The organism is Paracoccus homiensis, assembly GCF_900111675.1.
Taxonomy (GTDB): Bacteria; Pseudomonadota; Alphaproteobacteria; order Rhodobacterales; family Rhodobacteraceae; genus Paracoccus; species Paracoccus homiensis.
In genome coordinates this window covers 437,668-462,633 of record NZ_FOHO01000002.1, presented here as the reverse complement: position 1 = coordinate 462,633, position 24,966 = coordinate 437,668, and the positions used below count along the sequence as shown (strand labels likewise).

25 protein-coding genes, 1 rRNA gene and 1 pseudogene are annotated in these 24,966 nt (G+C 63.0%); 18 read left to right on the top strand and 9 right to left on the bottom strand.

What is annotated here, in order from left to right:
* The 5 genes from BMX67_RS04610 to BMX67_RS04590 all read right to left on the bottom strand — a co-directional run.
* A 16S ribosomal RNA gene (locus tag BMX67_RS04610) occupies positions 1-102 on the bottom strand; the annotation flags it as partial.
* A 458-nt stretch (positions 103-560) separates the two neighbouring features.
* On the bottom strand, positions 561-1,181 hold the full coding sequence (locus tag BMX67_RS04605; RefSeq protein ID WP_090732831.1) for a protein-methionine-sulfoxide reductase heme-binding subunit MsrQ: 621 nt from the start codon (positions 1,179-1,181) through the stop codon (positions 561-563).
* Entirely contained in the window at positions 1,181-2,077 is an 897-nt protein-coding gene (gene msrP, locus BMX67_RS04600) for a protein-methionine-sulfoxide reductase catalytic subunit MsrP (RefSeq protein ID WP_090732829.1), read from the bottom strand. Before msrP ends, BMX67_RS04605 begins: the two co-directional genes overlap by 1 nt.
* Before the next feature lie 204 nt (positions 2,078-2,281).
* Positions 2,282-4,330, bottom strand: a complete 2,049-nt coding sequence (gene recQ, locus BMX67_RS04595) for a DNA helicase RecQ (protein WP_090732828.1) — start codon at positions 4,328-4,330, stop codon at positions 2,282-2,284.
* Positions 4,330-4,623: a YggT family protein gene (locus tag BMX67_RS04590; protein ID WP_090732912.1), complete on the bottom strand. Its 294-nt coding sequence runs from the start codon at positions 4,621-4,623 to the stop codon at positions 4,330-4,332. The genes recQ and BMX67_RS04590 overlap by 1 nt, the downstream gene beginning before the upstream one ends.
* 134 nt (positions 4,624-4,757) lie before the next feature.
* Between BMX67_RS04590 and BMX67_RS04585 the strand changes: the two are divergent.
* From BMX67_RS04585 to BMX67_RS04565, 5 genes and pseudogenes are all read left to right on the top strand, one after another.
* A pseudogene (locus tag BMX67_RS04585) lies at positions 4,758-5,279 on the top strand (acyl-CoA thioesterase); the annotation flags it as partial.
* Positions 5,209-6,750 carry an MFS transporter gene (locus BMX67_RS04580; RefSeq protein WP_342707898.1) on the top strand — a complete coding sequence of 514 codons (1,542 nt, stop codon included), beginning with the start codon at positions 5,209-5,211 and terminating at the stop codon, positions 6,748-6,750. The pseudogene BMX67_RS04585 and the gene BMX67_RS04580, both read left to right, overlap by 71 nt.
* Positions 6,747-7,610, top strand: a complete 864-nt coding sequence (mepA, locus tag BMX67_RS04575; RefSeq protein WP_090732823.1) for a penicillin-insensitive murein endopeptidase — start codon at positions 6,747-6,749, stop codon at positions 7,608-7,610. The genes BMX67_RS04580 and mepA overlap by 4 nt, the downstream gene beginning before the upstream one ends.
* A complete protein-coding gene (locus BMX67_RS04570; protein ID WP_090732822.1) occupies positions 7,583-8,479 on the top strand; it encodes an esterase-like activity of phytase family protein in 897 nt (298 codons plus the stop codon). Before mepA ends, BMX67_RS04570 begins: the two co-directional genes overlap by 28 nt.
* An 89-nt stretch (positions 8,480-8,568) precedes the next feature.
* Positions 8,569-9,171 carry a queuosine precursor transporter gene (locus tag BMX67_RS04565; RefSeq protein WP_090732820.1) on the top strand — a complete coding sequence of 201 codons (603 nt, stop codon included), beginning with the start codon at positions 8,569-8,571 and terminating at the stop codon, positions 9,169-9,171.
* A gap of 346 nt (positions 9,172-9,517) precedes the next feature.
* Here BMX67_RS04565 and BMX67_RS04560 read toward each other — a convergent pair whose 3' ends face one another.
* On the bottom strand, positions 9,518-10,699 hold the full coding sequence (locus BMX67_RS04560) for an acetyl-CoA C-acyltransferase family protein (RefSeq protein WP_090732911.1): 1,182 nt from the start codon (positions 10,697-10,699) through the stop codon (positions 9,518-9,520).
* Positions 10,700-10,827: 128 nt separating this feature from the next.
* Between BMX67_RS04560 and BMX67_RS04555 the strand changes: the two genes are divergently transcribed.
* On the top strand, positions 10,828-11,193 hold the full coding sequence (locus BMX67_RS04555) for a winged helix-turn-helix domain-containing protein (protein WP_090732819.1): 366 nt from the start codon (positions 10,828-10,830) through the stop codon (positions 11,191-11,193).
* On the opposite strand, the gene BMX67_RS04550 is transcribed toward BMX67_RS04555, so the two are convergent.
* The gene (locus BMX67_RS04550) at positions 11,190-12,350 is read right to left on the bottom strand and encodes a calcium-binding protein (RefSeq protein ID WP_090732817.1); all 1,161 of its coding nucleotides are present in this window, start codon (positions 12,348-12,350) and stop codon (positions 11,190-11,192) included. The two genes, BMX67_RS04555 and BMX67_RS04550, sit on opposite strands and share 4 nt — an antisense overlap.
* A 110-nt stretch (positions 12,351-12,460) precedes the next feature.
* The gene (locus BMX67_RS04545; RefSeq protein WP_090732816.1) at positions 12,461-13,231 is read right to left on the bottom strand and encodes a DeoR/GlpR family DNA-binding transcription regulator; all 771 of its coding nucleotides are present in this window, start codon (positions 13,229-13,231) and stop codon (positions 12,461-12,463) included.
* Positions 13,232-13,373: 142 nt separating this feature from the next.
* Here BMX67_RS04545 and glpD point away from each other — a divergent pair, with 142 nt between their 5' ends.
* From glpD to BMX67_RS04485, 12 genes are all read left to right on the top strand, one after another.
* Entirely contained in the window at positions 13,374-14,924 is a 1,551-nt protein-coding gene (glpD, locus tag BMX67_RS04540; RefSeq protein ID WP_090732815.1) for a glycerol-3-phosphate dehydrogenase, read from the top strand.
* Positions 14,921-15,991, top strand: coding sequence for an ABC transporter ATP-binding protein (locus tag BMX67_RS04535; RefSeq protein ID WP_090732813.1), 1,071 nt, complete (start codon positions 14,921-14,923; stop codon positions 15,989-15,991). Before glpD ends, BMX67_RS04535 begins: the two co-directional genes overlap by 4 nt.
* Before the next feature lie 29 nt (positions 15,992-16,020).
* On the top strand, positions 16,021-17,112 hold the full coding sequence (locus tag BMX67_RS04530) for an ABC transporter ATP-binding protein (protein ID WP_090732812.1): 1,092 nt from the start codon (positions 16,021-16,023) through the stop codon (positions 17,110-17,112).
* A complete protein-coding gene (locus tag BMX67_RS04525; RefSeq protein ID WP_090732810.1) occupies positions 17,112-17,978 on the top strand; it encodes a carbohydrate ABC transporter permease in 867 nt (288 codons plus the stop codon). Before BMX67_RS04530 ends, BMX67_RS04525 begins: the two co-directional genes overlap by 1 nt.
* On the top strand, positions 17,978-18,799 hold the full coding sequence (locus BMX67_RS04520) for a carbohydrate ABC transporter permease (protein WP_090732808.1): 822 nt from the start codon (positions 17,978-17,980) through the stop codon (positions 18,797-18,799). Before BMX67_RS04525 ends, BMX67_RS04520 begins: the two co-directional genes overlap by 1 nt.
* Entirely contained in the window at positions 18,799-19,218 is a 420-nt protein-coding gene (locus BMX67_RS04515; protein ID WP_090732807.1) for a hypothetical protein, read from the top strand. The genes BMX67_RS04520 and BMX67_RS04515 overlap by 1 nt, the downstream gene beginning before the upstream one ends.
* A 140-nt stretch (positions 19,219-19,358) precedes the next feature.
* Positions 19,359-19,622 (top strand): DUF2160 domain-containing protein, encoded by a 264-nt coding sequence (locus BMX67_RS04510; protein ID WP_342707900.1) that lies wholly within the window; start codon positions 19,359-19,361, stop codon positions 19,620-19,622.
* A gap of 39 nt (positions 19,623-19,661) precedes the next feature.
* The gene (locus BMX67_RS04505; RefSeq protein WP_090732806.1) at positions 19,662-21,380 is read left to right on the top strand and encodes an ABC transporter substrate-binding protein; all 1,719 of its coding nucleotides are present in this window, start codon (positions 19,662-19,664) and stop codon (positions 21,378-21,380) included.
* A gap of 141 nt (positions 21,381-21,521) precedes the next feature.
* Complete coding sequence (glpK, locus tag BMX67_RS04500) at positions 21,522-22,997, top strand: glycerol kinase GlpK (protein ID WP_090732804.1); 1,476 nt, start codon at positions 21,522-21,524, stop codon at positions 22,995-22,997.
* Between the two features lie 98 nt (positions 22,998-23,095).
* Positions 23,096-23,677 (top strand): transglycosylase SLT domain-containing protein, encoded by a 582-nt coding sequence (locus tag BMX67_RS04495; protein ID WP_090732803.1) that lies wholly within the window; start codon positions 23,096-23,098, stop codon positions 23,675-23,677.
* Positions 23,678-23,734: 57 nt separating this feature from the next.
* Positions 23,735-24,154 carry a PaaI family thioesterase gene (locus tag BMX67_RS04490; RefSeq protein ID WP_090732801.1) on the top strand — a complete coding sequence of 140 codons (420 nt, stop codon included), beginning with the start codon at positions 23,735-23,737 and terminating at the stop codon, positions 24,152-24,154.
* A 4-nt stretch (positions 24,155-24,158) separates the two neighbouring features.
* Positions 24,159-24,746: a glutathione S-transferase family protein gene (locus BMX67_RS04485; protein WP_090732800.1), complete on the top strand. Its 588-nt coding sequence runs from the start codon at positions 24,159-24,161 to the stop codon at positions 24,744-24,746.
* Here BMX67_RS04485 and BMX67_RS04480 read toward each other — a convergent pair whose 3' ends face one another.
* Entirely contained in the window at positions 24,747-24,965 is a 219-nt protein-coding gene (locus tag BMX67_RS04480; RefSeq protein ID WP_090732798.1) for a hypothetical protein, read from the bottom strand.
* Between the last annotated feature and the right edge of the window lies 1 nt (position 24,966).

Here is a 24,966-nt window from a genome sequence, read left to right as displayed (position 1 = left end):
TTACTCACCCGTCCGCCGCTAGATCCGAAGATCTCGCTCGACTTGCATGTGTTAAGCCTGCCGCCAGCGTTCGTTCTGAGCCAGGATCAAACTCTCAAGTTGAAAGTTCCGAAGAACTATCCTTGACGTCGAACCTTGCACATCTGTCATCCAATCCAAAAGGACCGGATAATCATCTGTTCATCGTCCTCACTTGCGTGAGCCGACAAACAGTGAAGCTGACACTCTCATCATCGCCGAAGCTAGAGAGCCGATATGCAAGACCTTAGTCGATTACGACCAAACCGCCCGCATATCCCTTCATAATTCCATCAATGTCAAAAAGCAGAGGAAACAAAACAACCGGAGCGCCAATCTCTTAGCGCTAACCCAGCCGCTTAACTTCCTGAATTTCCCCGAAGTTTCAAGCTGTTGCCTTCCGCTTCGTCCCGTTCTTGCGTCCCCGCCGTCTCGGTGAAGCGGTGTTTACGGATAGACGGCGGGGGCTGCAAGCGGATTCGGACAAAAAAATCGGACTTTCCGTCATAAAACTGACAAGTTCCTGATTTTAAATATTTTATTTATGCGCGAGCCGGGCGCGAACGCTTCAGGGGGCGCGGAATCGCCACGCGAAGGCCCAAAAGCGCCAGAATCACGACCAGCCAGAAGCCCGGTGTTACAGGAAAGACCTTCAGCGCAAGGATCCAGTGCAGCGCCACCAGCGGCGCGGCCAGATAGACAAGCTTGTGCAGCTTGCGCCACGCCTGCCCGCCCATCCGCCGGATCGAGGCATTGTTCGAGGTGACGGCCAGCGCCAGCAGGATGACGAATCCGACCATTCCCAGCAGAAGATAGGGCCGCTTGATGATGTCGCGCCCCATCTGCGCCCACAGAAAGCCCATATCCATCGTCAGCCAGGACAGGACGTGCAGCCCCGCATAGGTGAAGGCCAGCAGCCCCAGCGCGCGGCGAAACTTCATCAGGCTGATCCCCGCCACGCGCAGCAGCGGCGTGACGCAAAGGCTGGCGATCAGGAAATACAGCGCCGTCCGGCCCAGCCGGTGTTCGATATCGCGGATCGGATCGATGCCCAGCCCACCCATGAAAGTATCCCAGACCAGCAGGGCCAGCGGGATCAGGCCCGCCGCCCAGACAGCCCAGACCGGCAGACGCCGGAACAGATCGTTCAGCTTGCGTTGCATCAGTAGTTCTTCGCCAGATCCATCCCCGCATAAAGCGAGGCGACCTGTTCGGCGTAACCATTGAACATCAGCGTTTCTTCGCGACCGCCGAACAGCCCCCCGCCGATCTTGCGTTCGGTGGCCTGGCTCCAGCGGGGATGGTCCACCTGCGGGTTCACATTGGCATAGAACCCGTATTCCGAGGGTTGCAGGGCATTCCAGGTCGCGACCGGCTGCGTGTCGGTCAGGGTGATCTTCACCACCGACTTGATCGACTTGAAGCCGTATTTCCACGGCACGACCAGACGGATCGGCGCCCCGTTCTGATTGGGCAGCGGATCGGAATAAAGGCCCGTCGCCAGAATCGCCAACGGGTTCATCGCCTCGTCCAGCCGCAGCCCCTCGCGATAGGGCCAGTCCAGGAAGGGGCGATTCTGGCCCGGCATCTCTTCGGGGCGATACAGCGTTTCAAACGCGACATATTTGGCCGAGGGCTGAACCCCGACCTTGTTCAGCACCGAGACCAGCGGCACCCCGATCCACGGCACCACCATCGACCACGCCTCGACACAGCGCAGGCGGTAGATCCGTTCCTCCAGTGCATTGTCGGGGGCCAGATCATCGACGCCATAGCTGCCGGGGCGATCGACCAGGCCGCCGATCTCGACCGACCAGGGATCGGTGGTCAGACTGTCGGCGTAGCGGGCCGGATCCTCTTTACCGGTCCCGAACTCGTAGAAATTGTTGTAGTTGGTGATCTCTTCGAAACTGTTCGGCTTTTCATCGGTCGAGAACTGCGAGGGCTTGCCCGTCAGCGCCAGCGCGGGCGAGGCGATCAGCGCCCCTGCCGAGGCGATAAAGCTTCGCCGGTTCAGGAACAGCGGTTTCGGCGTCACATCGGCCCAGGTCAGTTTCATACATACCTCCTATTCAATGGCCGCGACTCCGCAGCCCTGCGCACCATGCCCCAGACACGGCCCGAGATGGCAAAATTGCGCATCACGTTCCTATTACCCTTCGCCGGCAAGGGCCGGGGCGTTACAGGCGGGGCGATGACATCGCCGTGACCCAACACCGCAAGGGGCAGTCGGGTTCAGGCGGAACCTTCGCGCGGCGGGGGCTCAGGTGCGGGCGATCTCGTCCAGAAACGCCTGGCCGAAGCGGTCGATCCGGGGCTGATCCAGATGCCGCGCCAGATCGGCGTGGCTTGCGGCGCGGCTTTCGGCGACGCGGCGCAGTTGCGCGGTCGAACAGGACAGCGGCTTTTCGGTCCCATCCTCGCCACGCATCAATCGCGCCTGCACCTCGATCAGGCGATCGAACAGCGCGCCTTCGGGCCGCCCGGCAAGGGCGCGGCGATGGGGATGCATCTGCGGCTGATCACCCGCGATCACGCGCAGAAACTCGGCGCCATAGCTGTCCAGCTTCTTTGCCCCCACCCCGCCGATCCGCGCCATCTGGTCCAGATCCTGCGGACGGCGCTGCGCCATCTCGATCAGCGTCCGATCGGGAAAGATGACATAGGCGGGAACGCGGGCGGCCTCGGCCAGGGCGCGGCGCTTGGCCTTCAGCGCGGACAATAGCGGTTCGTCTTCTTCCGACACCTGCGTCCGGATCACATTGTCGCCCTTGGCGCGCAGGGTTGTGTCGTGGCGCAGGGTCACGCTTTCTTCGCCGCGCAGCACCGGATGGGCGGCATCGGTCAGATGCAGGGCGCCGTGGCGTTCCGGGTCGGGGCGGCACAGATCCAGCCCCATCATCTGCCGAAAGATCGCCTGCCACTGACCGCGGCTGTGGTCACGCCCCACACCGAAGGTCGGCAAGTGATCGTGGCCACGCTCGCGCGTCTTTTCGGTGGCGTTTCCGGTCAGCACGTCGATCAGATGCCCGGTGCCGAACCACTCACCCGTCCGCAGCATCGCCGACAGCGCCATCCGCACCGCGCGTGTTCCGTCGAACAGCTTGGGCGGGGTCTGGCACAGGTCGCAATTGCCGCAATCCCGATCCATATCCTCGCCGAAATAGGCCAGAAGGCGGCGACGGCGGCAGCCCGTCGCCTCGGCCAGACCCAGAAGCGCGTTCAGCCGTGCGTGATCCGCCCCCTTGCGCGCTGCCTCGGCCAGGCCCTCGTCGATCTGCGTGCGACGCAGGCGAATGTCGTCGGGGCCATATAATGTCAGTGTATCGGCGGGATCGCCGTCGCGGCCGGCGCGGCCGATCTCTTGGTAATAGGCCTCGATGGATTTCGGCAGATCGGCATGCAGAACCCAGCGGATATCGGGCTTGTCGATCCCCATGCCGAAGGCGACCGTCGCCACGACGATCAGCCCGTCCTCGCGCTGAAAGCGGCCCTCGACCTCGCGGCGCTGCTGCGCCTCCATGCCGCCGTGATAGGCAACGGCGCTGTGACCGGCCTCGTTCAAGGCGGCGGCCAACGTTTCGGTCCGCGCCCGCGCGCCGCAATAGACGATGCCCGACTGACCGCGCCGCGCGGCCACGAATTGCATCAACTGCTTGCGCGGGCTGTCCTTGGGCTGAAAGGCCAGCCGAATATTCGGGCGGTCAAAGCCGCGCAGAAAGGTCACCGGTTCGGCCCCGCCGAACAGGCGGGTGACGATCTCGGCGCGGGTTTCGGCATCGGCGGTGGCGGTAAACGCCGCAAGCGGCACGTCCAGCACCCGCTTCAATTCACCGATGCGAAGATAGTCGGGACGGAAATCATGGCCCCACTGGCTGACGCAATGCGCCTCGTCGACGGCAATCGCGGTGACACCGGCGCGGCGCAGCAAATTGATCGTCCCGCCCGAGGCCAGACGTTCGGGCGCCATGTACAACAGCTTCAACGCGCCCTGATCCAGCGCCTGAAACACCGCGTCGGTTTCATCCTGCGTATTGCCCGAAGTCAGCGCGCCCGCCGCGACCCCGGCCTCGCCCAGGGCGCGAACCTGATCGCGCATCAGGGCGATCAGTGGCGATATCACCACCGTCAGACCATCGCGCATCAGCGCGGGCAGCTGATAGCACAGCGACTTGCCGCCCCCGGTGGGCATGATCGCCAACACGTCGCGGCCCGTCGCCACGGCCTCGACGATCTCACCCTGACCGGGCCGGAAGCCGTCAAAGCCCCAGACCTGCCGCAGAAGATCGCCAGCCGCCAGATCCTTCGGCATCACATGCCGAAGAAGAAGCCAGCGTTGTTCGCCAGGGCGTTCTGAAGAATGATGATGATGATGAACACCACCAGCGGCGCCAGATCCAGCCCACCGGTATCGGGCAGGATATTGCGGATCGGGCGGTACAGCGGTTCCAGCAGCCGGTTCAGCCCGTCCCAGATCTGCGCGACCATCGGCTGACGCAGGTTCAGCACCTGGAAATTGATCAGCCACGACATGATGATGTGGACGATCATCACGAACCACACCACCTGCAGGATCAGTTGCAAGGCCTGATAAAGCGTTCCCATCTTGTCCCCATTGGCAGCAATCGGCCCCTGTATGGCCATCCCGCGCCCCGCGTGCAAGACGGTTGCCGCAGCGTCCGGGTTGACGATCCTGTGGGTAAAGGCCACCCCAAGGCCAATCAGACGCAAGGGGCGACATGTATCCGCTGATCCGATTTGCCAAGGAAATGATCAAGTTCCGCAACGCGCCAAGGCTGGGACCGCTGGATCCGCATATTTCGACGCATATGTGCTGGCCCTGGGATCTGGACCCGTGGATCGAACTGAATAACGGGCGCACGCTGACGCTGTTCGATCTGGGCCGCATCCCCCTGGCACAGCGGACCGGGCTGGTCCCGATCCTGCGCGACAAGGGCTGGGGCATCACCGTTGCCGGCAACTCGACCCGCTATCGCCGGCGCATCCGGGCCTTTGACCGTTTCACCATGGTGTCGCGGACGATCGGCTGGGACGATCGCTTTGTCTATATGGACCAGTCCATGTGGCGCGGGGACGAATGCTGCAACCAGGTGCTGATCCGGTCGGCGGTGACCTCGAAAGAGGGGATCGTTCCGCCCCGCAAGGTGATGGAGGCCCTGGGCCTGACCGATGAAAGCCCGGCCCTGCCAGAATGGGTGCAGGCCTGGATTCAGGCCGACGCGGCCCGGCCCTGGCCGCCCGAACGCACGCCGCAAGACCCGCCAAGCGTCAAACCGCTCTTGTCAGCCTAGCCCGGCTTGGGCCTTATGGGGCCCAAAGCGACGGCAGGGGGGACAGGGGATGAACCGCAGGCGGATCTGGGGCTGGTGGTTTTTCGACTGGGCCAGCCAGCCCTATCACACGCTGCTGATCACCTTCATCTTCTCGATTTATTTCGCCGAAGTGGCCCAGCACCATTTCATCACCCTGGGCGACAGCGTCACCCTTGCCGGGGCCCATGCCCAATCGCTTTGGGGCTACGGGCTGGCGATGTCAGGTGCGGTGATCGCGATTCTGGCACCGATCCTTGGCGCGGTGGCCGATACATCGGGTCGGCGGATGCCGTGGATCTGGCTGTTCTCGGCCTTCTACGTGACCGGCGCGGCGGGGCTGTGGTTCCTGATGCCCGATCAACCGGCGCTGATCCGCACCGTGACCCTGTTCGGCATCGGCCTGATCGGGGCCGAGTTCGCGGCCATCTTCACCAATGCCCTGCTGCCCGGACTGGCCCCGCGCGACGAGATCGGCCGCCTGTCCGGCACGGGCTTTGCCTTCGGCTATCTGGGGGGGGTGGTGTCGCTTGCGCTGATGCTGGCGCTGTTTGCCGAAACGCCGGGCGGGCGCACGCTGATCGGCCTGCCGCCCCTGTTCGGGCTGGACCCCGAACTGCGCGAGGGCACAAGATTCGTCGGGCCGTTCACCGCGATCTGGTATGCCCTTTTCATGATTCCGTTCTTCCTTTGGGTGAAGGAACCGCGCGGCCCGAAAAGCCCGATCCGCATCCGCGTGGCCCTGCGCGATCTGTGGGCGCTGATCCGCAGCCTGCGCCACCGCCACAGCCTTGCAAGCTGGTTGATATCCTCGATGCTGTCGCGCGATGCGCTGAACGCGCTTTACGGATTTGGCGGGGTCTATGCCGGTACGGTGCTGGGCTGGCCGGTGTTTCTGGCCGGCATCTTCGGGGTCATCAGCGCCATCTCGGCCAGCATCATCAGCTGGATCGGCGGGCGCGCGGACAGGCGCTTTGGGCCCAAACCCGTGATCATCGCCGCGACGCTGGTGCTGATCGCGGTCTGCGTCATCGTCGTCGGCATGAACCGGCAGACCCTGTTCGGCATGGCGGTCCCCGACGGGCCGGTCCTGGCCGGGCTGCGCCTGCCCGACGCAATCTTCTTTGCCTGCGGGGCGCTGATCGGCGGCGCGGGCGGGGCGCTGCAGGCCGCCAGCCGCACGATGATGGTGCGTCACACGACCGAGGAACGGGCGACCGAGGGCTTTGGCCTTTATGCGCTATCGGGCAAGGCCACGGCGTTTCTGGCGCCCTTCCTGATTGCCAGCGTCACCGCAATGACCGGAAATCAGCGCATCGGCATCTCGCCCCTGATCGTGATGTTTCTTCTGGCGCTGGTTCTGCTAGTCTGGGTCAAACCGGAAGGAGAGGCCCAGCAGTGATCCGCAAAATCCTGACCGCCGCCGCCCTGTGCGCAGGGCTGGCATCCCCCGCCATGTCCGATCCGCTTGCCAAGGATGTCTTCGGCGCGTTCCGATCCGCGTCGCAAGGCCCGGCGGTATCCCTGGGCTATTATTCCCAGGGCTGCGGACAGGGCTTTGTCCAGATGCCCGAAAGCGGCCCAAGCTGGCAGTCGATGCGCCTGTCGCGCAACCGCAACTGGGGCCACCCCGAGATGATCGGCTTTCTGCAGGGTCTGTCCCGCGCGGCCCAGCAGGCCGGATGGAAGGGGCTGTATATCGGCGATATCAGCCAGCCGCGCGGCGGGCCGATGACCTCGGGCCATGCCAGCCATCAGATGGGTCTGGATGCCGACATCTGGATGCTGCCACCCAGTTCGCTGACCCTCAGCCCGGCGCAGCGCGAAAGCATATCCTCGGTCTCGGTCGTGGACAGCCGCGGCACCGGCCTGACGAAATACTGGAACCCCGGCCATATGGCGATCCTGCGCGCCGCCGCCCGCGATCGCCGGGTGGAACGGATCTTCACCGATCCCGTGGTCAAGGTCGCCATGTGCCAGATGGAAAAGGGCGACCGCAGCTGGCTGCGCAAGATCCGCCCGCTGAACAATCACAATTATCATTTCCACGTGCGCCTCAGCTGTCCCAAGGGGTCAAGCTGTCGGGAACAGGAAGCCCCGCCGCGCGGCGATGGCTGCGCCGAGGCCGCCGAATGGATCAAGAACCGCATTGACCCCAGCCGCGTGAAACCCGCGCCGCCCAACCCGAATTACCGCCACCCGCGCACCTACCGACTGAGCGAGCTGCCATCCCAATGCCGAACCGTCGCTGCCGCCCCCTGATCGCGGCCCTGACGACAATCCTGATCGCGGCCGGTGCCAAGGCGCCGGCCGCAACTTTGGAATATGTCGGAACCTATGTCTGGCGCGACAACGACCCGCGCTTTGGCGGCTTTTCGGGCATCGAGATGTCCGATGACGGACTTGGCTTTCACGCGCTGTCCGACCGCTCGAACCTGTTCTGGGGCAGTATCGAACGCGACGCGTCGGGGCGAATCCGGCACATGAACGTGGCCGGCCGCGCGCAGTTGAAGGACAGCCGCAACCGCCCGCTGAAACCCGGCTATCTTGGGGACAGCGAAGGGCTGGCCATCGGCGCGGACGGCACCATCTGGGTCAGCTTCGAGGGGCTGGACCGCATCGTCGCCTATGACAGCCCCGATGCCCCTGCCCGTCCCCTGTCACGCCCGCCCAAGATCAAGGCGCTGCGCGTCAATTCGGGCTTCGAATCACTGGCGATCGACCCGGCGGGCACGTTGTACACACTGCCCGAACGCTCGGTCTCGCCGGACAGCCCGTTTCCGGTATTTACGGTCCGTGACGGCAAATGGCACCGCGCCTTCAGCATTTCGCGCAGCGGGCGCTGGCTGCCGGTCGGCGCGGATTTCGGACCGGATGGCTGGCTGTATCTGCTGGAACGAGATTTTCAGGGGCTTTTGGGATTTTCCTCTCGAATCAGGCGGTTTCAGCTGGGCAAGGACGGCGTTCGGGCCGAACAGACCCTGCTGGAAACCAATTCGCTGCAATATGACAATCTGGAAGGGTTGGCGGTCTGGGATGACGGTCAGGGCATTCGCCTGACCATGATTTCCGACGACAACTTCCTGTTCGTCCAGCGGACCGAGCTGGTGGAATATCGTCTGCGCGATTGACAGACGGGCCTGCGGCGTCCTATCCGCCCTTGTCCCGCAAGGCGCGGGGCCGAGTTGTTCCGCCACCTTGTAAAACGGAAACCCCAAGGATGACCCGTTACCTGCCCGGCATCATTGCCATGGCCGCGATTGTCGTGGCCTCGAATATCCTCGTTCAGTTCGTCGTCGGAGACTGGCTGACATGGGGGGCCTTCACCTATCCCTTCGCCTTTCTGGTGACCGACGTGATGAACCGCGTCTATGGCATCACCGCCGCGCGGCGCGTGGTTCTGGCGGGGTTTGCCGCCGGCGTGATCTGTTCACTGATCGCCGCGGGCATGGACAAGACCACCCTGCGCATCGCCATCGGATCGGGAACCGCCTTCCTGATCGCACAGCTTCTGGATGTGAAACTGTTTGACATGTTGCGCAAAGGTCGCTGGTGGGTTGCGCCGCTGGTGTCCAGCCTGATCGGATCGGCGACCGACACCGCGCTGTTCTTCGGAATCGCCTTCAGCGATCTTCTGCCCGCCGACGCTAATACAGGCTGGGCGAATGAGCAGGTTTCGCTGCTTGGTTACGGACCGGACACCGCGCTGTGGGTTTCTTTGGCAACTGCTGATTGGTTGGTCAAATTCGGTCTGGCGCTACTTGCACTTGTGCCTTTCCGCCTTGCCGTCCGCAATCTGTTGCGCAAACCACAAGAAATCTGATTGACAGATTTTCGATCTGTGTCACCCTTTCCCTATAACGGCAACTTAGTGAAAGGAGGTGGTCCAGTGTCGAGAGTGATGTTGGAGAGAGGTGTCGGAACAGTCAGGGGGGCCGTGGCCTGAAGGCAGCCCTTTAGGTCGTAAACCTTGATTGGGACCGGACGGATTTTCCATCCCTAACCGGGCCATCTCCATGGATCTCGCGGGTCGTCTGATCTGGACGACCCGTTTCCCATAGGGCCAGACAGGCGGCAGATGTCGCGGGCCCGACCCGCCCGAAATGGGGCAAGGAACAGGGCGCAGCCAGGATCGGCCGCGCCCTTTCCCTTTTCGGCCCGAAGGCTGATCAGATACGCTCGATCGCGATGGCGATGCCCTGACCGCCGCCGATGCACATGGTGATCAGACCCTTGCGGCCGCCGCTGCGTTCCAGCTCGTGAACAGCCTTGACGGTCAGGATCGCGCCGGTTGCGCCGACCGGATGGCCCAATGCGATCGCACCGCCATTCGGGTTCACCCGCGCCGGATCCAGCCCCAGCCCCTTGTTCACCGCAAGCGCCTGCGCGGCAAAGGCCTCGTTCGATTCGATGACATCGAAATCACCGGGCTGCAATCCGGTCTTGTCCAGCAGGGCCTGCACCGCAGGGATCGGCCCGATCCCCATCACTTCGGGGCGCACCCCCGCGATGGCATAGCCAAGGATCCGGGCGCGCGGCTTCAACCCCGCCGCATCCGCGGCGCTTGCCCGCGCCAGAACCAGCGCCGCTGCGCCGTCATTGATGCCGCTGGCATTGCCCGCCGTGACGCTGCCGCCCTTCTGAAAGACCGGCTTCAGCCCGGCCAACCTGTCAAGGCTGGTTTCCTTGGGATGTTCGTCCATATCGAACCCGACGACGCCCTTGCGGGTCTTGACCTCGATCGGGACGATTTGATCGGCAAAGCGCCCCGACGCGATCGCCGCCGCCGCGCGGCGCTGCGATTCCATCGCGAATTCGTCCTGCTGTTCACGGGTGATGTCATGTTCCGCCGCCACGTTTTCGGCGGTCACGCCCATATGGCCGGTGCCCATCGGACAGGTCAGCGCGCCGGTCATCATGTCCAGCATCACCTGATCGCCCATCTTTGCCCCGAAACGCGCCGAAGGCACGGCATAGGGCGAACGGCTCATGGATTCGGCACCGCCCGCGACGGCGAAATCCGCATCCCCCAACAGCAGAGACTGCGTGGCCGACACGATCGCCTGCGCCCCCGACCCGCACAGACGGTTCACGTTCATCGCGGGCACCGTGTGGGGAATGCCGGCGTTCAGCATGGCAACGCGGCTTAGATACATGTCGCGCGGCTCGGTATTGATGACATGGCCGAAAACGACATGGCCGATCTGGCCCGGCTCGATGCCTGCGCGGTCCAGCGCGGCCTTGGTGACGGTGGTGGCAAGGTCGATGGGCGGGATGGCCGCCAGACTGCCGCCGAAGGTGCCGATCGCGCTGCGCACGCCCGACAGGATGACGATTTCGTTTTCGGACATGATCCCCTCCTGAAATTCTGGCGACAGCTTAGGCCCGCGGGCCCGCATCGCAATCGCGAAACCCGGTCCTGGCGGGATTCCGTTGCGACAGTCCTTGCCAGCGACGACCCACCCCCGCACAAAGGGCCATGATCCAGCCCCCCGCACCCGCCCCCAGGATCAAACTGCGGCTGGAATATGACGCGCCGCTGGTTCTGGGACCGGGCAAGGCAAGATTGATGGAACTGGTGGACCGGCTGGGCTCGATCAGCGCGGCCGGTCGCGACATGGGCATGAGCTATAAACGCGCATGGTCGCTGGTCGAGGAAATGAACGGCGCCTTCGCCGGACCGGTGATCCAGTCCAGTCGCGGCGGCAGCAAGGGTGGCGGTGCCGAACTGACCGATCTGGGCCGCGAGGTGCTGCGCCATTACCGCAATCTGGAACAGCTGTTGCACCTGCAGGGGGCCGGAGATCTGGCCGCCCTGCAGGCCTTGATGCGACGGCCGGATTAGAAGTCGAAATCGCTGATCGACAGATCGTGCAGTCCCTTCAGGCGCAGCAGGGCATCGGTCGTCTGATCGCCATTGCCGTCGATATAGACGATGGTCCGGTCGGCCTGTGTGCCGTCGCGATCCAGATGACGATAGGTAATCTGCGCCCCGCGCCCGTCGGTCCAGCGCCCGGTCTCACTGAACCTTGCGCCGCTTAGCCACAGGTCGATCTTGTCCACGCCGGGACGGAAATCGGTGATGTAATCCGAACTTGCCAGACTGCGACCCGTCTGGGCGGCGGATTGGAACAGGAAATGATCCGCGCCAAAACCTCCGGTCAGGGTGTCTGCACCCAATCCGCCGATCAGCACGTCTTGCCCCATCCGCCCATGCAGAACATCGTCGCCCGCGCCGCCATCAAGACGATTGGCCGCCCGGTTCCCCAGAAGGCGATCATCGCCCACACCACTGATCACGTTTTCCATCGACAGGATCCGGTCCCGTCCCAGCCCGGTCGCCTGCGCGGTGGTCACGCCAAGATCGATGCGCAGATCCGCCCTGGTCCCGGCGCGCAGCGTGTCGATCTGGCTGCCACCGCGAATGACATCATTGCCGGGGTCCATCCAGATCACGTCGCGCCCGGCCTCGCCATGCAGCGTGTCATTGCCCAGCCCGCCCGACAACGTGTCGCCGCCCCCACGGCCATAGATCAGGTCGGCCCCGCCAAGCCCCTTGGCGAAATCGCCATACCCGCTGAGATAGAAGCGGTCATTGCCGGAAAATTCCGCATCCATCAGGCGACGGTCATCCGCCCAGCCCGCAGTCTGCAACACATCGACCAGCCGCGCGACATCGATGGAAAGACCGGTGATGGAATAGTAATCCAGATAGCTGCCACCGACCTTGACGGCATCGCCGATCAATTCGATCGTCCCGTCGGTCAGCCCGCCCCGGGAACTGCCTTCGAAACCCGACCCGGCCAGAAGATAATAGTGGTCGCCCAACTGCACGGGATCCCACTGAAACACGTAGGAATCGCGATAGACCGTACCCAGTACCTGACTATAGCTGTCGGGGGCAAAAATGTCGCCATAGCTGGTCGCGAAGATCAGTCCGGGGATCAGCTGACGCTGATCGAAACCTGCATTGACCGTGTCATAGGCTCTTATAACCGCCATCGCGCAAAACTCACTCTGTGACAAACGTCGCCGTCACCGCCGCGCAGACCCGCCGCGTTGTGACATATTCAAGAATGAATCGTCATAATTGACGTCAAAGTCACGCAGTTTCAGCGGCGCGGCGGTGCGACGATGACCTGCGTGCCCCATTCGACACATTGCCGCGCCAGATCCGGCGGCAGGGGGGCATCCACGAACACGCTGTCCACCTCGGACATGGGGATGATGCGCACGGGGGCCGAGCGTTCCAGCTTGCTGATGTCGGTAACCAGAAAGGTCCGCCGGGCCAGTCCGGCAATGGCACGGCTGACACGCACTTCGGCCATGTCGAAATCCAGAAGGTCACCATCCGCATCCAGCGCCGAGGCGCCGATGATCGCGAAATCGGGCTTGAACTGGGCCATGAACTCGGTCGTCAGATCACCGACCAGCCCGCCATCCGACCGGCGCAGCGCCCCGCCCGCGACCATGATCTCGCAGCTGTCATTGGCGACAAGGATATTGGCGACATTCATGTTGTTGGTGATGACGGTCAGGTTGCGATGGTTCAGCAATTCGCGTGCCACCGCCTCGGTCGTGGTGCCAAGGTTGATAATGACCGAGGAATTGTCCGGAATTTCGGCGGCACAGGCCCGCGCAATCGCGGATTTCGCCGCATCATTCATGCGCCGACGCTGTTCATAGCCGATATTGCTGACCCCCGACCGCAGAACCGCCCCGCCATGCACGCGGTCCAGTTCGCCCTGATCGGCCAGTTCACCCAGATCCCGGCGAATCGTCTGCAGCGTCACGTCAAAGCGTTCGGCCAGTTCCTCGACCGCGACGCGGCCAGTGGCGCGCGCAAGCTCCAGAATTTCCATCTGGCGAATGTTCAGGGCCATTTCCGGCCTCCCTCTTCCCGATTATCACGGAAGCGTCATGTGCGCTTCATGTCAATCCGAATATATACGCGCATCTGCGAAAATTTGAATTGACAGCCGTCACAGCGACGTGATCGGATAACCCCAGCTTTGGGAGGAGCTTATGTCGGAAACGACAGACCTGTTCATCATCGGCGGTGGCATCAATGGCTGCGGGATTGCCCGTGACGCCGTCGGGCGCGGCCTGACCGTGCGCCTTGCCGAAATGGGCGATCTCGCACAGGCAACCTCGTCGAAATCGACCAAGCTGTTTCATGGTGGCCTGCGCTATCTGGAATATCTGGAAGTGCGGCTGGTCCGCGAGGCGCTGAAGGAACGCGAGGTGCTGTTGCAGGCGATGCCGCATATCAGCTGGCCGATGCGCTTCGTGCTGCCCCTGGACCCCAAGATGACCTTCGAATCGGACACGCCCGTCAGCAAGGCGCTGGCGCTGGTGATGCCCTGGGCCAAGGGGCATCGCCCGAATTTCCTGATCCGCGCGGGTCTGTTCCTGTATGACAATCTGGGCGGTCGCAAGATCCTGCCCGGCACGCGGTCGCTGTCGCTTGGCGCAAGCCCGGAAGGTGCGCCGCTAAAGGATCGCCTGAAGAAAGCCTATGAATACAGCGATTGCTGGGTCGAGGATGCGCGACTGGTTTCGCTGAACGCCCGCGATGCGGCGATGAAGGGCGCGGATATCATCACCGGAACCGAGGTGACCGAGGCCGTGCGCGACAATGGCGTCTGGCGTGTCACGCTGGATGACGGGCGGGTGTTCCATGCCCGTGCGCTGGTCAATGCGGGCGGGCCGTGGGTCGGTCGGGTGATCCGCGACGTGGCCCATCTGGACAGCACCGAAACCGTGCGGCTTGTACGCGGCAGCCATATCGTCGTGAGGAAGCTGTACGATCACGACAAGGCCTATTTCTTCCAGGGCGCGGATGGGCGGATCATCTTCGCGATCCCCTATCAGGACGATTTCACCCTGATCGGCACCACCGACCGCGACCATCAGGGCAGCCCGCTGGATGCGGAATGCACAGCCGAGGAACAGGATTACCTGTGCCGTTTCGCGTCCGAATACTTCGCGACGCCGGTGACGCGCGACCAGATCGTCTGGACCTATTCCGGCGTACGTCCCCTGTACGATGACGGCGCGAAATCCGCGACGGCAGCCACTCGCGACTATGTCCTGTCGATGGACGAAAAGGGCGCGCCCTGCCTGAACGTCTTTGGCGGCAAGATCACCACCTATCGCCGTCTGGCCGAACATGCGCTGGAAAAGCTGGTGCCGCATTTCCCGCAGGCCCGCCCCGCCTGGACCGCCGGCGCCCCTTTGCCCGGCGGCGATTTTGCGGTCGATGGCGTCTCGGCGCTGATCGACGGGCTGATGGCCGACCACCCATTCCTTGACCGTCGTTGGGCGACGCGCCTGGTTCGCGCCTATGGCACCGATGCCCGGCGCCTGTTGAACGGGGCCGCTTCGGCGCAGGATCTGGGTCGCGATTTCGGTGCCAGCCTGACCGAAGCCGAGGTAGACTGGCTGATGACACATGAATTCGCCCGCCATGCAGACGATGTCGTCTGGCGGCGCAGCAAACTGGGCCTGCGCATGGATCAGGCCCAGATCGACGCGCTGGAGGCATGGATGACCAACGCAAGGAGTGCTGCATGACGCTGGAGCTGCGGGGGATCGAGAAACGGGTTGGCGGTCAGGTGCATATCCATCCGACCGACCTGACACTTAGCCCCGGCAGCATGAATGTCCTGCTTGGCCCGACACTGGCGGGCAAGACCACGCTGATGCGGCTGATGGCCGGGCTGGACAAACCCAGCACCGGCCGCGTCCTCTGGAATGGCGAGGATGTCACCGACCAGCGCGTGCAGGACCGCAAGGTCGCGATGGTCTATCAACAGTTCATCAACTACCCCTCGATGAGCGTCTACGACAATATCGCCTCGCCGCTGCGGCTGATGGGCGTGGCCCGCGACCAGATTGACGCCCGCGTCCGCGACACCGCCGAGATGATGCGCCTGACGCCGATGCTGGACCGCAAGCCGCTGGAACTGTCGGGCGGCCAGCAACAGCGATGCGCACTGGCGCGGGCGCTGGTCAAGGGGGCCGGACTGGTCCTGCTGGATGAACCCTTGGCCAATCTGGACTACAAGCTGCGCGAGGAACTGCGCGCCGAGATCCCCCGCATCTTCGAGGAATCGGGCGCGATCTTCGTCTATGCGACCACCGAACCCGAAGAGGCGCTGCTGTTGGGCGGCAATACCGCGACGCTGTGGGAAGGCAGGGTCACGCAGTTCGGCCCGACGCCGACGGTCTATCGCGCGCCCACGGACGCCACGACCGCCCGCGTGTTCAGCGATCCGCCGATGAACTTCAAGACCGTGACGGTCAGGAACGGCATCGCGGCCATTCACGCCGCAGAATGGCCTGCGGGCGATCTGGCCGATGGCGATTACCGCGCCGGTTTCCGCGCCGCGCATCTGTCGCTGCACGAACGCCCCGGTGCGGTACCGCTGGGGACAGTGCTGGAGACGACCGAAATCACCGGCGCCGTCACCTTCCTGCACCTGCGCCACGGCCCAGACAGCTGGGTCGGTCTGGTCGAGGGGGTCCACAAGCTGGATCACGGACAACAGCTGACCGTCTGGCTGGACCCTGCGCATGTCTACCTGTTCACCGAAGCGGGCCAGCTTGCCCGCGGCGCGCCCTACGCCTCTGCCGCCTGACGGGCAGCGGCGCATAAGGGAGGGAAAAGATGACACAAATCACACTGGAAAATCTGGCACACAGCTATCTGCCGAACCCGTCCTCGGACGCCGACTGGGCGCTGAAACCGATGACGATGACCTGGCAGGATGGCGGCGCCTATGCGCTGCTGGGCAGTTCGGGCTGTGGCAAATCGACCTTGTTGAACATCATCTCGGGGCTGTTGGTGCCGTCGCAGGGCCGCATCCTGTTCGGCGATCAGGACGTGACCGCCCTGCCGACGCTGGAACGCAATATCGCGCAGGTGTTCCAGTTCCCCGTGGTCTACGACACCATGAGCGTCCGCGACAATCTGGCCTTCCCGCTGAAGAATCGCGGCCTGCCCGCCGATCAGATCGCCGCCCGTGTCGCCGAAATCGCCGAGATGATCGGCATGACCGAGGTGCTGAACCGCCGCGCCCGGCGCCTGACCGCGGATGCCAAGCAAAAGATCAGCCTTGGCCGCGGCATGGTCCGCCAGGACGTGAACGCGATCCTGTTCGACGAACCGCTGACCGTGATTGACCCGCATATGAAGTGGGAATTGCGCACGCAGTTGAAGGAACTGCATCGCCGCTTTGGCCATACGATGATCTACGTGACCCATGACCAGACCGAGGCGCTGACCTTCGCCGATCAGGTCGTGGTCATGTATGACGGTCGTGTCGTGCAGGCAGGCACCCCGCAAGCCCTGTTCGACACGCCCGAACACACCTTTGTCGGCTATTTCATCGGCTCGCCCGGCATGAACCTGCTGGATGCCCAGATTCAGGGGACCGAGGCCCGCATCGCAGGCGCCACGATCCCGCTGGCCCACGGCTATGGCCCGCTGACCGGCAAGACCCAGATCGGCATCCGCCCCGAGTTTCTGACCCTCGGCACCGGCGATCAGGGCCTGCCCTTCACCATCCGCCGGATCGAGGATGTCGGCCATCACCGAATCGTCCGCGGTCAGGTCGCCGGCAGCGACGTCAATGTCATCGTCCCCGAGGATCAGCCGATCCCCGCGGATACGAACCGCGTCATCCCCGATGCCAGCCGCGCCCATGTCTATCGCGACGACTGGCGCGTCGATCCCCTTGCCAGTGAAAGGGCCGCCTGATGGATAAACCCGTCAACAACCGCGCCTGGTTTCTGGTGCTGCCGGTGCTGGCGCTGGTCGCCTTTTCGGCGGTGCTGCCGTTGATGACCGTGGTCAACTATTCGGTCCAGGATACGTTCGGAAACAACCAGTTCTTCTGGGCCGGGCTTGAATGGTTCGAAGAGGTCATCAGCTCGGATCGGATCCGCGCCGCACTTGGCCGTCAGATCCTGTTCTCGGCCATCATCCTCGCGATCGAGATCCCGCTTGGCATCTTCGTCGCGCTGAACATGCCCAAGAAGGGCGTCTGGGCGTCGTTTTGCCTGGTGCTGATGGCGCTGCCCCTGCTGATCCCGTGGAACGTGGTCGGCACGATCTGGCAGGTCTTTGGTCGCGTGGATATCGGGCTTCTGGGCTATACGCTGTCCAAGCTGGGCGTGGACTACAACTACGTCAATGACGCGGTGGATGCCTGGATCACGGTCGTCGTGATGGATGTCTGGCACTGGACCTCGCTGGTGGCGCTGCTGTGCTATGCCGGGCTGCAATCCATCCCCGACGCCTATTATCAGGCCGCCAAGATCGATCAGGCGTCGCGCTGGAAAGTGTTCCGTTATATCGAATTGCCCAAGATGCAGGGCGTGCTGCTGATCGCGGTGCTGCTGCGCTTCATGGACAGCTTCATGATCTATACCGAACCCTTCGTCGTCACCGGCGGCGGGCCGGGCAATGCCACCACCTTCCTGTCGATCGACCTTGTGAAAATGGCCATCGGCCAGTTCGATCTGGGCCCGGCGGCGGCGTTCAGCCTGATCTATTTCCTTGTGATCCTGCTGATTTCCTTTGTCTTCTACACGATCATGACCAAGGAAGGGGAAACGCTGTAATGGCCGCCGTCGCTGAATCCAAGGGCCGGGGCGCGGCCATCGTCATGGCAGCTTACCTGCTGTTTTTGATGCTGCCGATCTACTGGCTGCTGAACATGAGCCTGAAGACCAATGCCGAAATTCTCGGCGCCTTCAGCCTGTGGCCGCGAAACCCGACGCTGGACAATTACCGCACGATCCTGACCGATCCCAGCTGGTACATGGGCTATGTCAACAGCCTGATCTATGTGGTGATGAACACCGTCATCTCGATCACCGTGGCGCTGCCCGCGGCCTATGCCTTCAGCCGCTATCGGTTTCTGGGCGACAAGCATCTGTTCTTCTGGCTTCTGACCAATCGCATGGCCCCGGCGGCGGTCTTTGCCCTGCCCTTCTTTCAGCTCTATTCCTCGATCGGGCTGTTCGACACGCATATCGCGGTCGCACTGGCACATTGCCTGTTCAACGTGCCGCTTGCGGTCTGGATCCTCGAAGGTTTCATGTCCGGCGTCCCGCGCGAAATCGACGAAACCGCCTATATCGACGGCTATTCCTTCCCGCGCTTCTTCGTAAAGATCTTCATGCCGCTGATCGCATCGGGCATCGGCGTCGCGGCCTTCTTCTGCTTCATGTTCTCCTGGGTCGAACTTCTGCTGTCGCGCACCCTGACCTCGGTCAGCGCGAAACCCATCGCCGCCACTATGACCCGCACGGTCAGCGCCTCGGGGCTCGACTGGGGCGTGCTGGCCGCCGCCGGCATCCTGACCATCATCCCCGGCGCACTCGTTATCTGGTTCGTGCGCAACTACATCGCCAAGGGCTTTGCCCTGGGACGGGTGTGATGGACGGAGCTGGCGAGTCGCTGGCCCGCAGCGAAGAAATGGTGGCGAGAATTGTGGCACATCTGGCACCATATGGTGTCCAACGAACCACGTTCGGGAGCAAAGAGCTTGGCTACGAAAGCGGGAATGAAACGAGATTGCTATTCATTGATGCGATGAACTGGCTTCAGAATGAAGGCGTAGTTTTCTCGAGCGAAAAAATTAAGTTCATGAATGGTACTTCTGAAGGCGAGGTGTACGCTCTTCGGTTCGTACTTACGTCTAAGGGTTATAAGCTTCTCAGCTCGAGATTTAACGGTGATTTGACGCTCGGCCAAGCGATCACCAAAGTGAACGCAAGTGGAGAAGGATACGCCAATCTCGGCGACCTCGTTGGCGGGCTTTTGGGCGGCTTCACAAAATCTATGGGAAGTGGATGAAGGCGATGCGCAAATCCCTGAATACCGGTTTCGCGATCGCGGGCGTCTTGTGGATCGGCTTCCTGTTCTGGCTGTCCACGCAGGTGCCCCTGCGCGACGAGGCAAGGGACTGGACCGGCAGCCTCGATCCCGGCGGCTGGATGGCCTGGACCTTTCCGACCGCGCTGTTCTTCACCATCATCGCGGGCCTGCTGATCCTGTTCACCTGGCTTGCAATTCGCTTTCCGGAGACGCCGCGCAAAGGCATTCTGGGCATCACGACGACACGCGGCGACCGCCTGTTCATCAGCCTGCTCGGCAGCGCCTTCATCTGCCTGATCTGGCTGGGGCTGATCGGCATGCCGCTTTGGGGCGGCCTGGGCTGCGCCCTGATCTACGCCGCAGCGGTCTTTCGCTGGGTGTGAAAACCGCCGGGAAAACCCGGCATCACGTGGGAGGAGAGAATGAAACTACACCTGACAACGGCCATGGCGCTGGCGCTGGCGCTGATGGTCAGTTCCGCACAGGCCGGCATGGACGAGGCCAAGGCCTTTCTGGATGCCGAAATCGACAACTCGACCCTGACCCGAGAAGAGCAGGAAGCCGAGATGCAATGGTTCGTCGACGCCGCCCAGCCCTTCGCCGGGATGGAAATCAACGTCGTGTCGGAAACCATCACCACGCATGAATACGAAGCCAAGGTTCTGGCCCCGGCCTTCACCGCGATCACCGGCATCAAGATCACCCATGACCTGATCGGCGAGGGCGATGTGGTCGAAAAGCTGCAGACGCAGATGCAGTCGGGCGAAAACGTCTATGACGCCTATGTCAACGATTCCGATCTGATCGGCACCCATTGGCGCTATCAGCAGGCCCGCAACCTGACCGACTGGATGGCGAATGCGGGGGCGGATGTCACCAATCCCGGCCTGGATCTGGACGATTTCATCGGGAAATCCTTCACCACCGCGCCGGACGGAAACCTGTACCAGCTGCCCGACCAGCAATTCGCGAACCTCTACTGGTTCCGCTATGACTGGTTCAACGATGCCGACATCCAGGCCGAGTTCAAAGAGAAATACGGCTACGATCTGGGCGTGCCGGTCAACTGGTCGGCCTATCAGGACATCGCCGAGTTCTTCACCGGCCGCGAAATCGACGGCAAGCAGGTCTACGGCCATATGGATTATGGCAAGAAGGATCCCAGCCTCGGCTGGCGTTTCACCGATGCGTGGCTGTCGATGGCCGGAAACGGCGACAAGGGTATCCCGAACGGCGTCCCGGTCGATGAATGGGGCATCCGCGTCGACGAGAACAGCCGCCCCGTCGGCTCCTGCGTGGCCCGCGGCGGCGACACCAATGGCCCGGCTTCGGTCTATGCCATCCAGAAATACCTGGACTGGATGGAGGCTTATGCCCCGCCCGCGGCCCAGGGCATGACCTTCAGCGAATCCGGCCCGGTCCCGGCACAGGGCGAAATCGCCCAGCAGATGTTCTGGTATACGGCCTTCACCGCCGACATGGTCAAGGACGGCCTGCCGGTCGTGAACGAGGATGGCACGCCGAAATGGCGCATGGCCCCCTCGCCCCATGGTGCCTATTGGCAGGACGGCATGAAGCTGGGCTATCAGGACGCCGGATCCTGGACGCTGCTGAAATCGACCCCCGATGACCGCGCCAAGGCTGCATGGCTTTACGCACAATTCGTCACTTCGAAGACCGTGGACGTGAAGAAAAGCCATGTCGGCCTGACCTTCATCCGCGAATCGTCGATCCAACATGACAGCTTCACCGAACGCGCCCCGAAACTGGGCGGCCTGATCGAATTCTACCGCTCGCCCGCGCGGCTGAACTGGTCGCCCACAGGGACCAATGTTCCTGACTATCCGAAGCTTGCACAATTGTGGTGGCAGGCCATCGGCGACGCCTCGTCGGGCGCCAAGACCGCACAAGAGGCAATGGACAGCCTGTGCGCCGAACAGGAAAAGGTCATGGAGCGTCTTGAACGTGCCGGCATCCAGGGCGATATCGGACCGAAACTGGCGGAAGAGCATGATCTTGAATGGTGGAACAACTTCGCCAAGGAAAACGGCACCATCGCGCCCCAGCTGCAACTTGAAAACGAAAAGCCGCAACCCGAGACGATCAGCTATGACGAACTCGTCAAAAGCTGGCAGGAGTAATCTCGTCAGATAGTCTTGGAAGGGGCAGTCATCTGGCCGCCCCTTCTTCTTTGTCCAAATACCCAATGATCCCGGCGGTGATGTCGGGTGCCTCCGGCGGGGGTATTTGCGCAAAGAAGAAATGGAAGGAGAACAGCCGAAATGACCATTCTAGCCATGGATCAGGGGACAACGTCCTCGCGCGCGCTGGTTTTCGGTGACGACCTGCGGGTGCAGGCCAAGGCGCAGCAGGAGTTCACCCAACACTTCCCGCAATCGGGATGGGTCGAGCATGAGCCGGACGATATCTGGACCACCAGCGCTGCGACCGCGCGCGGGGCCATCGAGAAGGCGGGAAATCCGCGTATCGATGCTATCGGCATCACCAATCAGCGCGAGACCGTGATCATCTGGGACCGCAAGACTGGCGCGCCGATCCACAATGCCATTGTCTGGCAGGATCGCCGTACCGCCGATGTCATTGACCGGCTGAAGGCCCAAGGTGTCGAAGATCAGGTTACCGACACGACGGGGCTGCTGCTGGACCCGTATTTCAGCGCCACCAAGATTGCCTGGATCCTCGATCGGGTGGAGGGGGCCAGGGCCCGGGCCGAGGCGGGGGATCTGGCCTTTGGCACGGTTGACAGCTTTCTGATCTGGAAGCTGACCGGCGGTCGCTCGCATGTGACAGACGCGACCAATGCCAGCCGGACGATGCTGTATGACATCCACAAGGGCCGCTGGTCCGAAGATATGTGCAAGCTGTTTGGCGTGCCCATGGCCCTGCTGCCCGAGGTACGGGACAGTGCCTCGGAATTCGGGATCACCCGCGCGGACCTGTTCGGGCGCGAGATCCCCATCCTTGGTGTGGCGGGCGATCAGCAGGCCGCGACCGTGGGGCAGGCCTGTTTCCAGCCCGGCATGATGAAATCCACCTATGGCACCGGCTGCTTTGCGCTGCTGAATACCGGAACCGAAGCCGTGCGGTCGGAAAACCGGTTGCTGACCACGATCGCCTATCAGTTGAAGGGCAAGCCCGTCTACGCGCTGGAAGGCAGCATCTTCATCGCGGGCGCGGTGGTACAATGGCTGCGCGACGGGCTGAAGATGATCCGCGAGGCCGGAGAGACAGGCCCCCTGTCGCAAGAGGCCGACCGCAGCCAGCAGATCATTCTGGTGCCGGCCTTCACCGGGTTGGGGGCGCCGCATTGGGACCCTCAGGCGCGGGGCGCGATCTTCGGGCTGACGCGAAACACCGGCCCGGCGGAACTTGCGCTGGCCGCGTTGGAAAGTGTCGGCTTCCAGACGCGTGATCTGCTTGATTCGATGCGTGCCGATTGGTCGGCGGCCGGCGACGCGGTGCTGCGCGTGGATGGCGGGATGACGGCCAGCGGTCCGGCGATGCAGTTTCTGGCCGATATCATCGGCGCCCCGGTGGATCGTCCCGAGAACACGGAAACCACGGCGCAAGGCGCGGCCTGGCTGGCGGGCTATCAGGCCGGGCTGTGCCCCGCGCCCGAGGAATATGCCAAGGCATGGCGCCTGGACCGTCGGTTCGAACCGGGAATGGGACAATCGGACCGGGACGCCCGCTATGCCCGCTGGCAACGCGCGGTTCAGGCGGTGATGTCGATCTGACATCACCTGCCAGCGGCCAGCCGCCGATCCTGTAGGCTTTGTGATTTCACCTTGGCGTGTTTTCCCGTAATATTTCGGAAAAACGACAAGAGGGCAGGATGAACAGGTTTCTGAAACTCGCGATCGTCGGGCTGGTCGCATCATGCGGCGGCGGCAACTACAAGGCGCCGCGTAATCTGGACAATGCGTGCGCCATCGTGGCCGAGCGCCCCGCCTATCTGCGCGCCATGAAGAAAACCGAACGCCGCTGGGGCGTGCCGGTGCATGTGCAGATGGCCGCGATTCACCAGGAATCGAAATTCATCGGCGATGCCCGCACCCCGCATCAATATGCATTGGGGGTGATTCCCATCGGCCGCCAAAGCAGCGCCTATGGCTATAGCCAGGCGCTGGACGGCACCTGGGAGGAATATGTGAAGGAAACCGGCAATCGCCGAGCCCGCCGCGACAATATCAATGACGCGACCGATTTCATGGGCTGGTACATGGACGGATCATCCAAACGGCTGGGCCTGTCGAAATGGGACGCCACCTCGCAATATCTGGCCTATCACGAAGGCCGTGCGGGCTATGCGCGCAAATCCTATCTGTCCAAGGGCTGGCTTGTCGGCGTGGCCGGCAAGGTCGGTCAGCGCGCCAAGACCTATCGCACCCAGCTGATTTCCTGCGGAAAGGCCTGATCCCCCCTCTTGCCAAGCCCCCGTCCGCCGATTTTGATGGAAGCGAAGGGGGACAGCATGACCGAACAGCCCAATGCCCTGCAGGACCGCGCAGCCGCGCAGCCAGAGTTCGCCCGCCATCTTGGCGCGCGGCTGATCCACGCCTCGGCAGAGCGGGTCGAGATGGAGATGCCGGTCACGCCGCTTCTGGCCAATCGAAATGGCGTGCTGCACGGTGGCGCGATCATGGGGCTGGCCGATAACGCGGGCGGAACGGCGACCTTCATGAACCTGCCGCAGGGCATGACCACCACCACCCTGGAAAGCAAGACCAACTTCCTGCGCCCGATCCGGATCGGCGATACCGCGCATGCCGTCGCGACACCCCTGCATCGCGGCCGAACCACGCAGATCTGGCAGACCACGATCACCCGCGATGACGGCAAGACCGCCGCCATCGTCACGCAGACGCAACTGGTTCTGGAATGGAAGGAATAGCCCGATGTACACCGTGATCGGCACCGGCAAAAGCCGCACCTTCCGGGTCTTGTGGCTGCTGGAGGAACTGGGCCAGCCCTATCAGCATGTGCCCGCGAATCCGCGCAGCGACGGCGTCGTCGAGTTCAACCCTGCGGGCAAGGTGCCGGTACTGATCGATGACGGCACGCCGATCACCGATTCCACCGCGATTCTGACCTATCTGGCAGACCGTCATGGCGGGTTCACCTATCCCGCCGGGACGCTGGACCGGGCGCGGCAGGACAGCCTGACCCAGTTTCTGCTGGACGAATTCGATGCCGCATTGTGGCTGGCTGCGCGACACAGCTTTGTCCTGCCCGAGGAGATGCGCCTGAGCGCGATCAAGAACACGCTTCGCTGGGAATTCGAGCACAGCCAGAAAACCCTGATCCACCGGATCGGCGAGGGCCCCTATCTGATGGGGGCGCAACCGACGGTGCCGGATTTCATTCTGGCACATTGCCTGTCCTGGGCGCTGGCGGCGCGGTTTCCCATCGCCGAACAGCGCCTGTCGGATTATCTGGACCGGATGCGCGAACGGCCCGCATGGCAGCGGGCCGCGGAACGCTGATCAGACCCAGATCACGTCGCGAAAGACATGGGCGACGATCCTGTCGCGCGTCAGGCCCATCCGGGCCAGTTCCTCATCGGTTTTCGCCTCAAGCAGGTCGATCTGTCCGCGGCGCGACCGCGCATCCAGATAGGCCGCCATGCCGTCGCCGACGCGCGTGAAAAAGCCGTCGACGCGGCGACGCATTTCGGGGGTGAAGTCAGTGATCGTGTAAGCCATT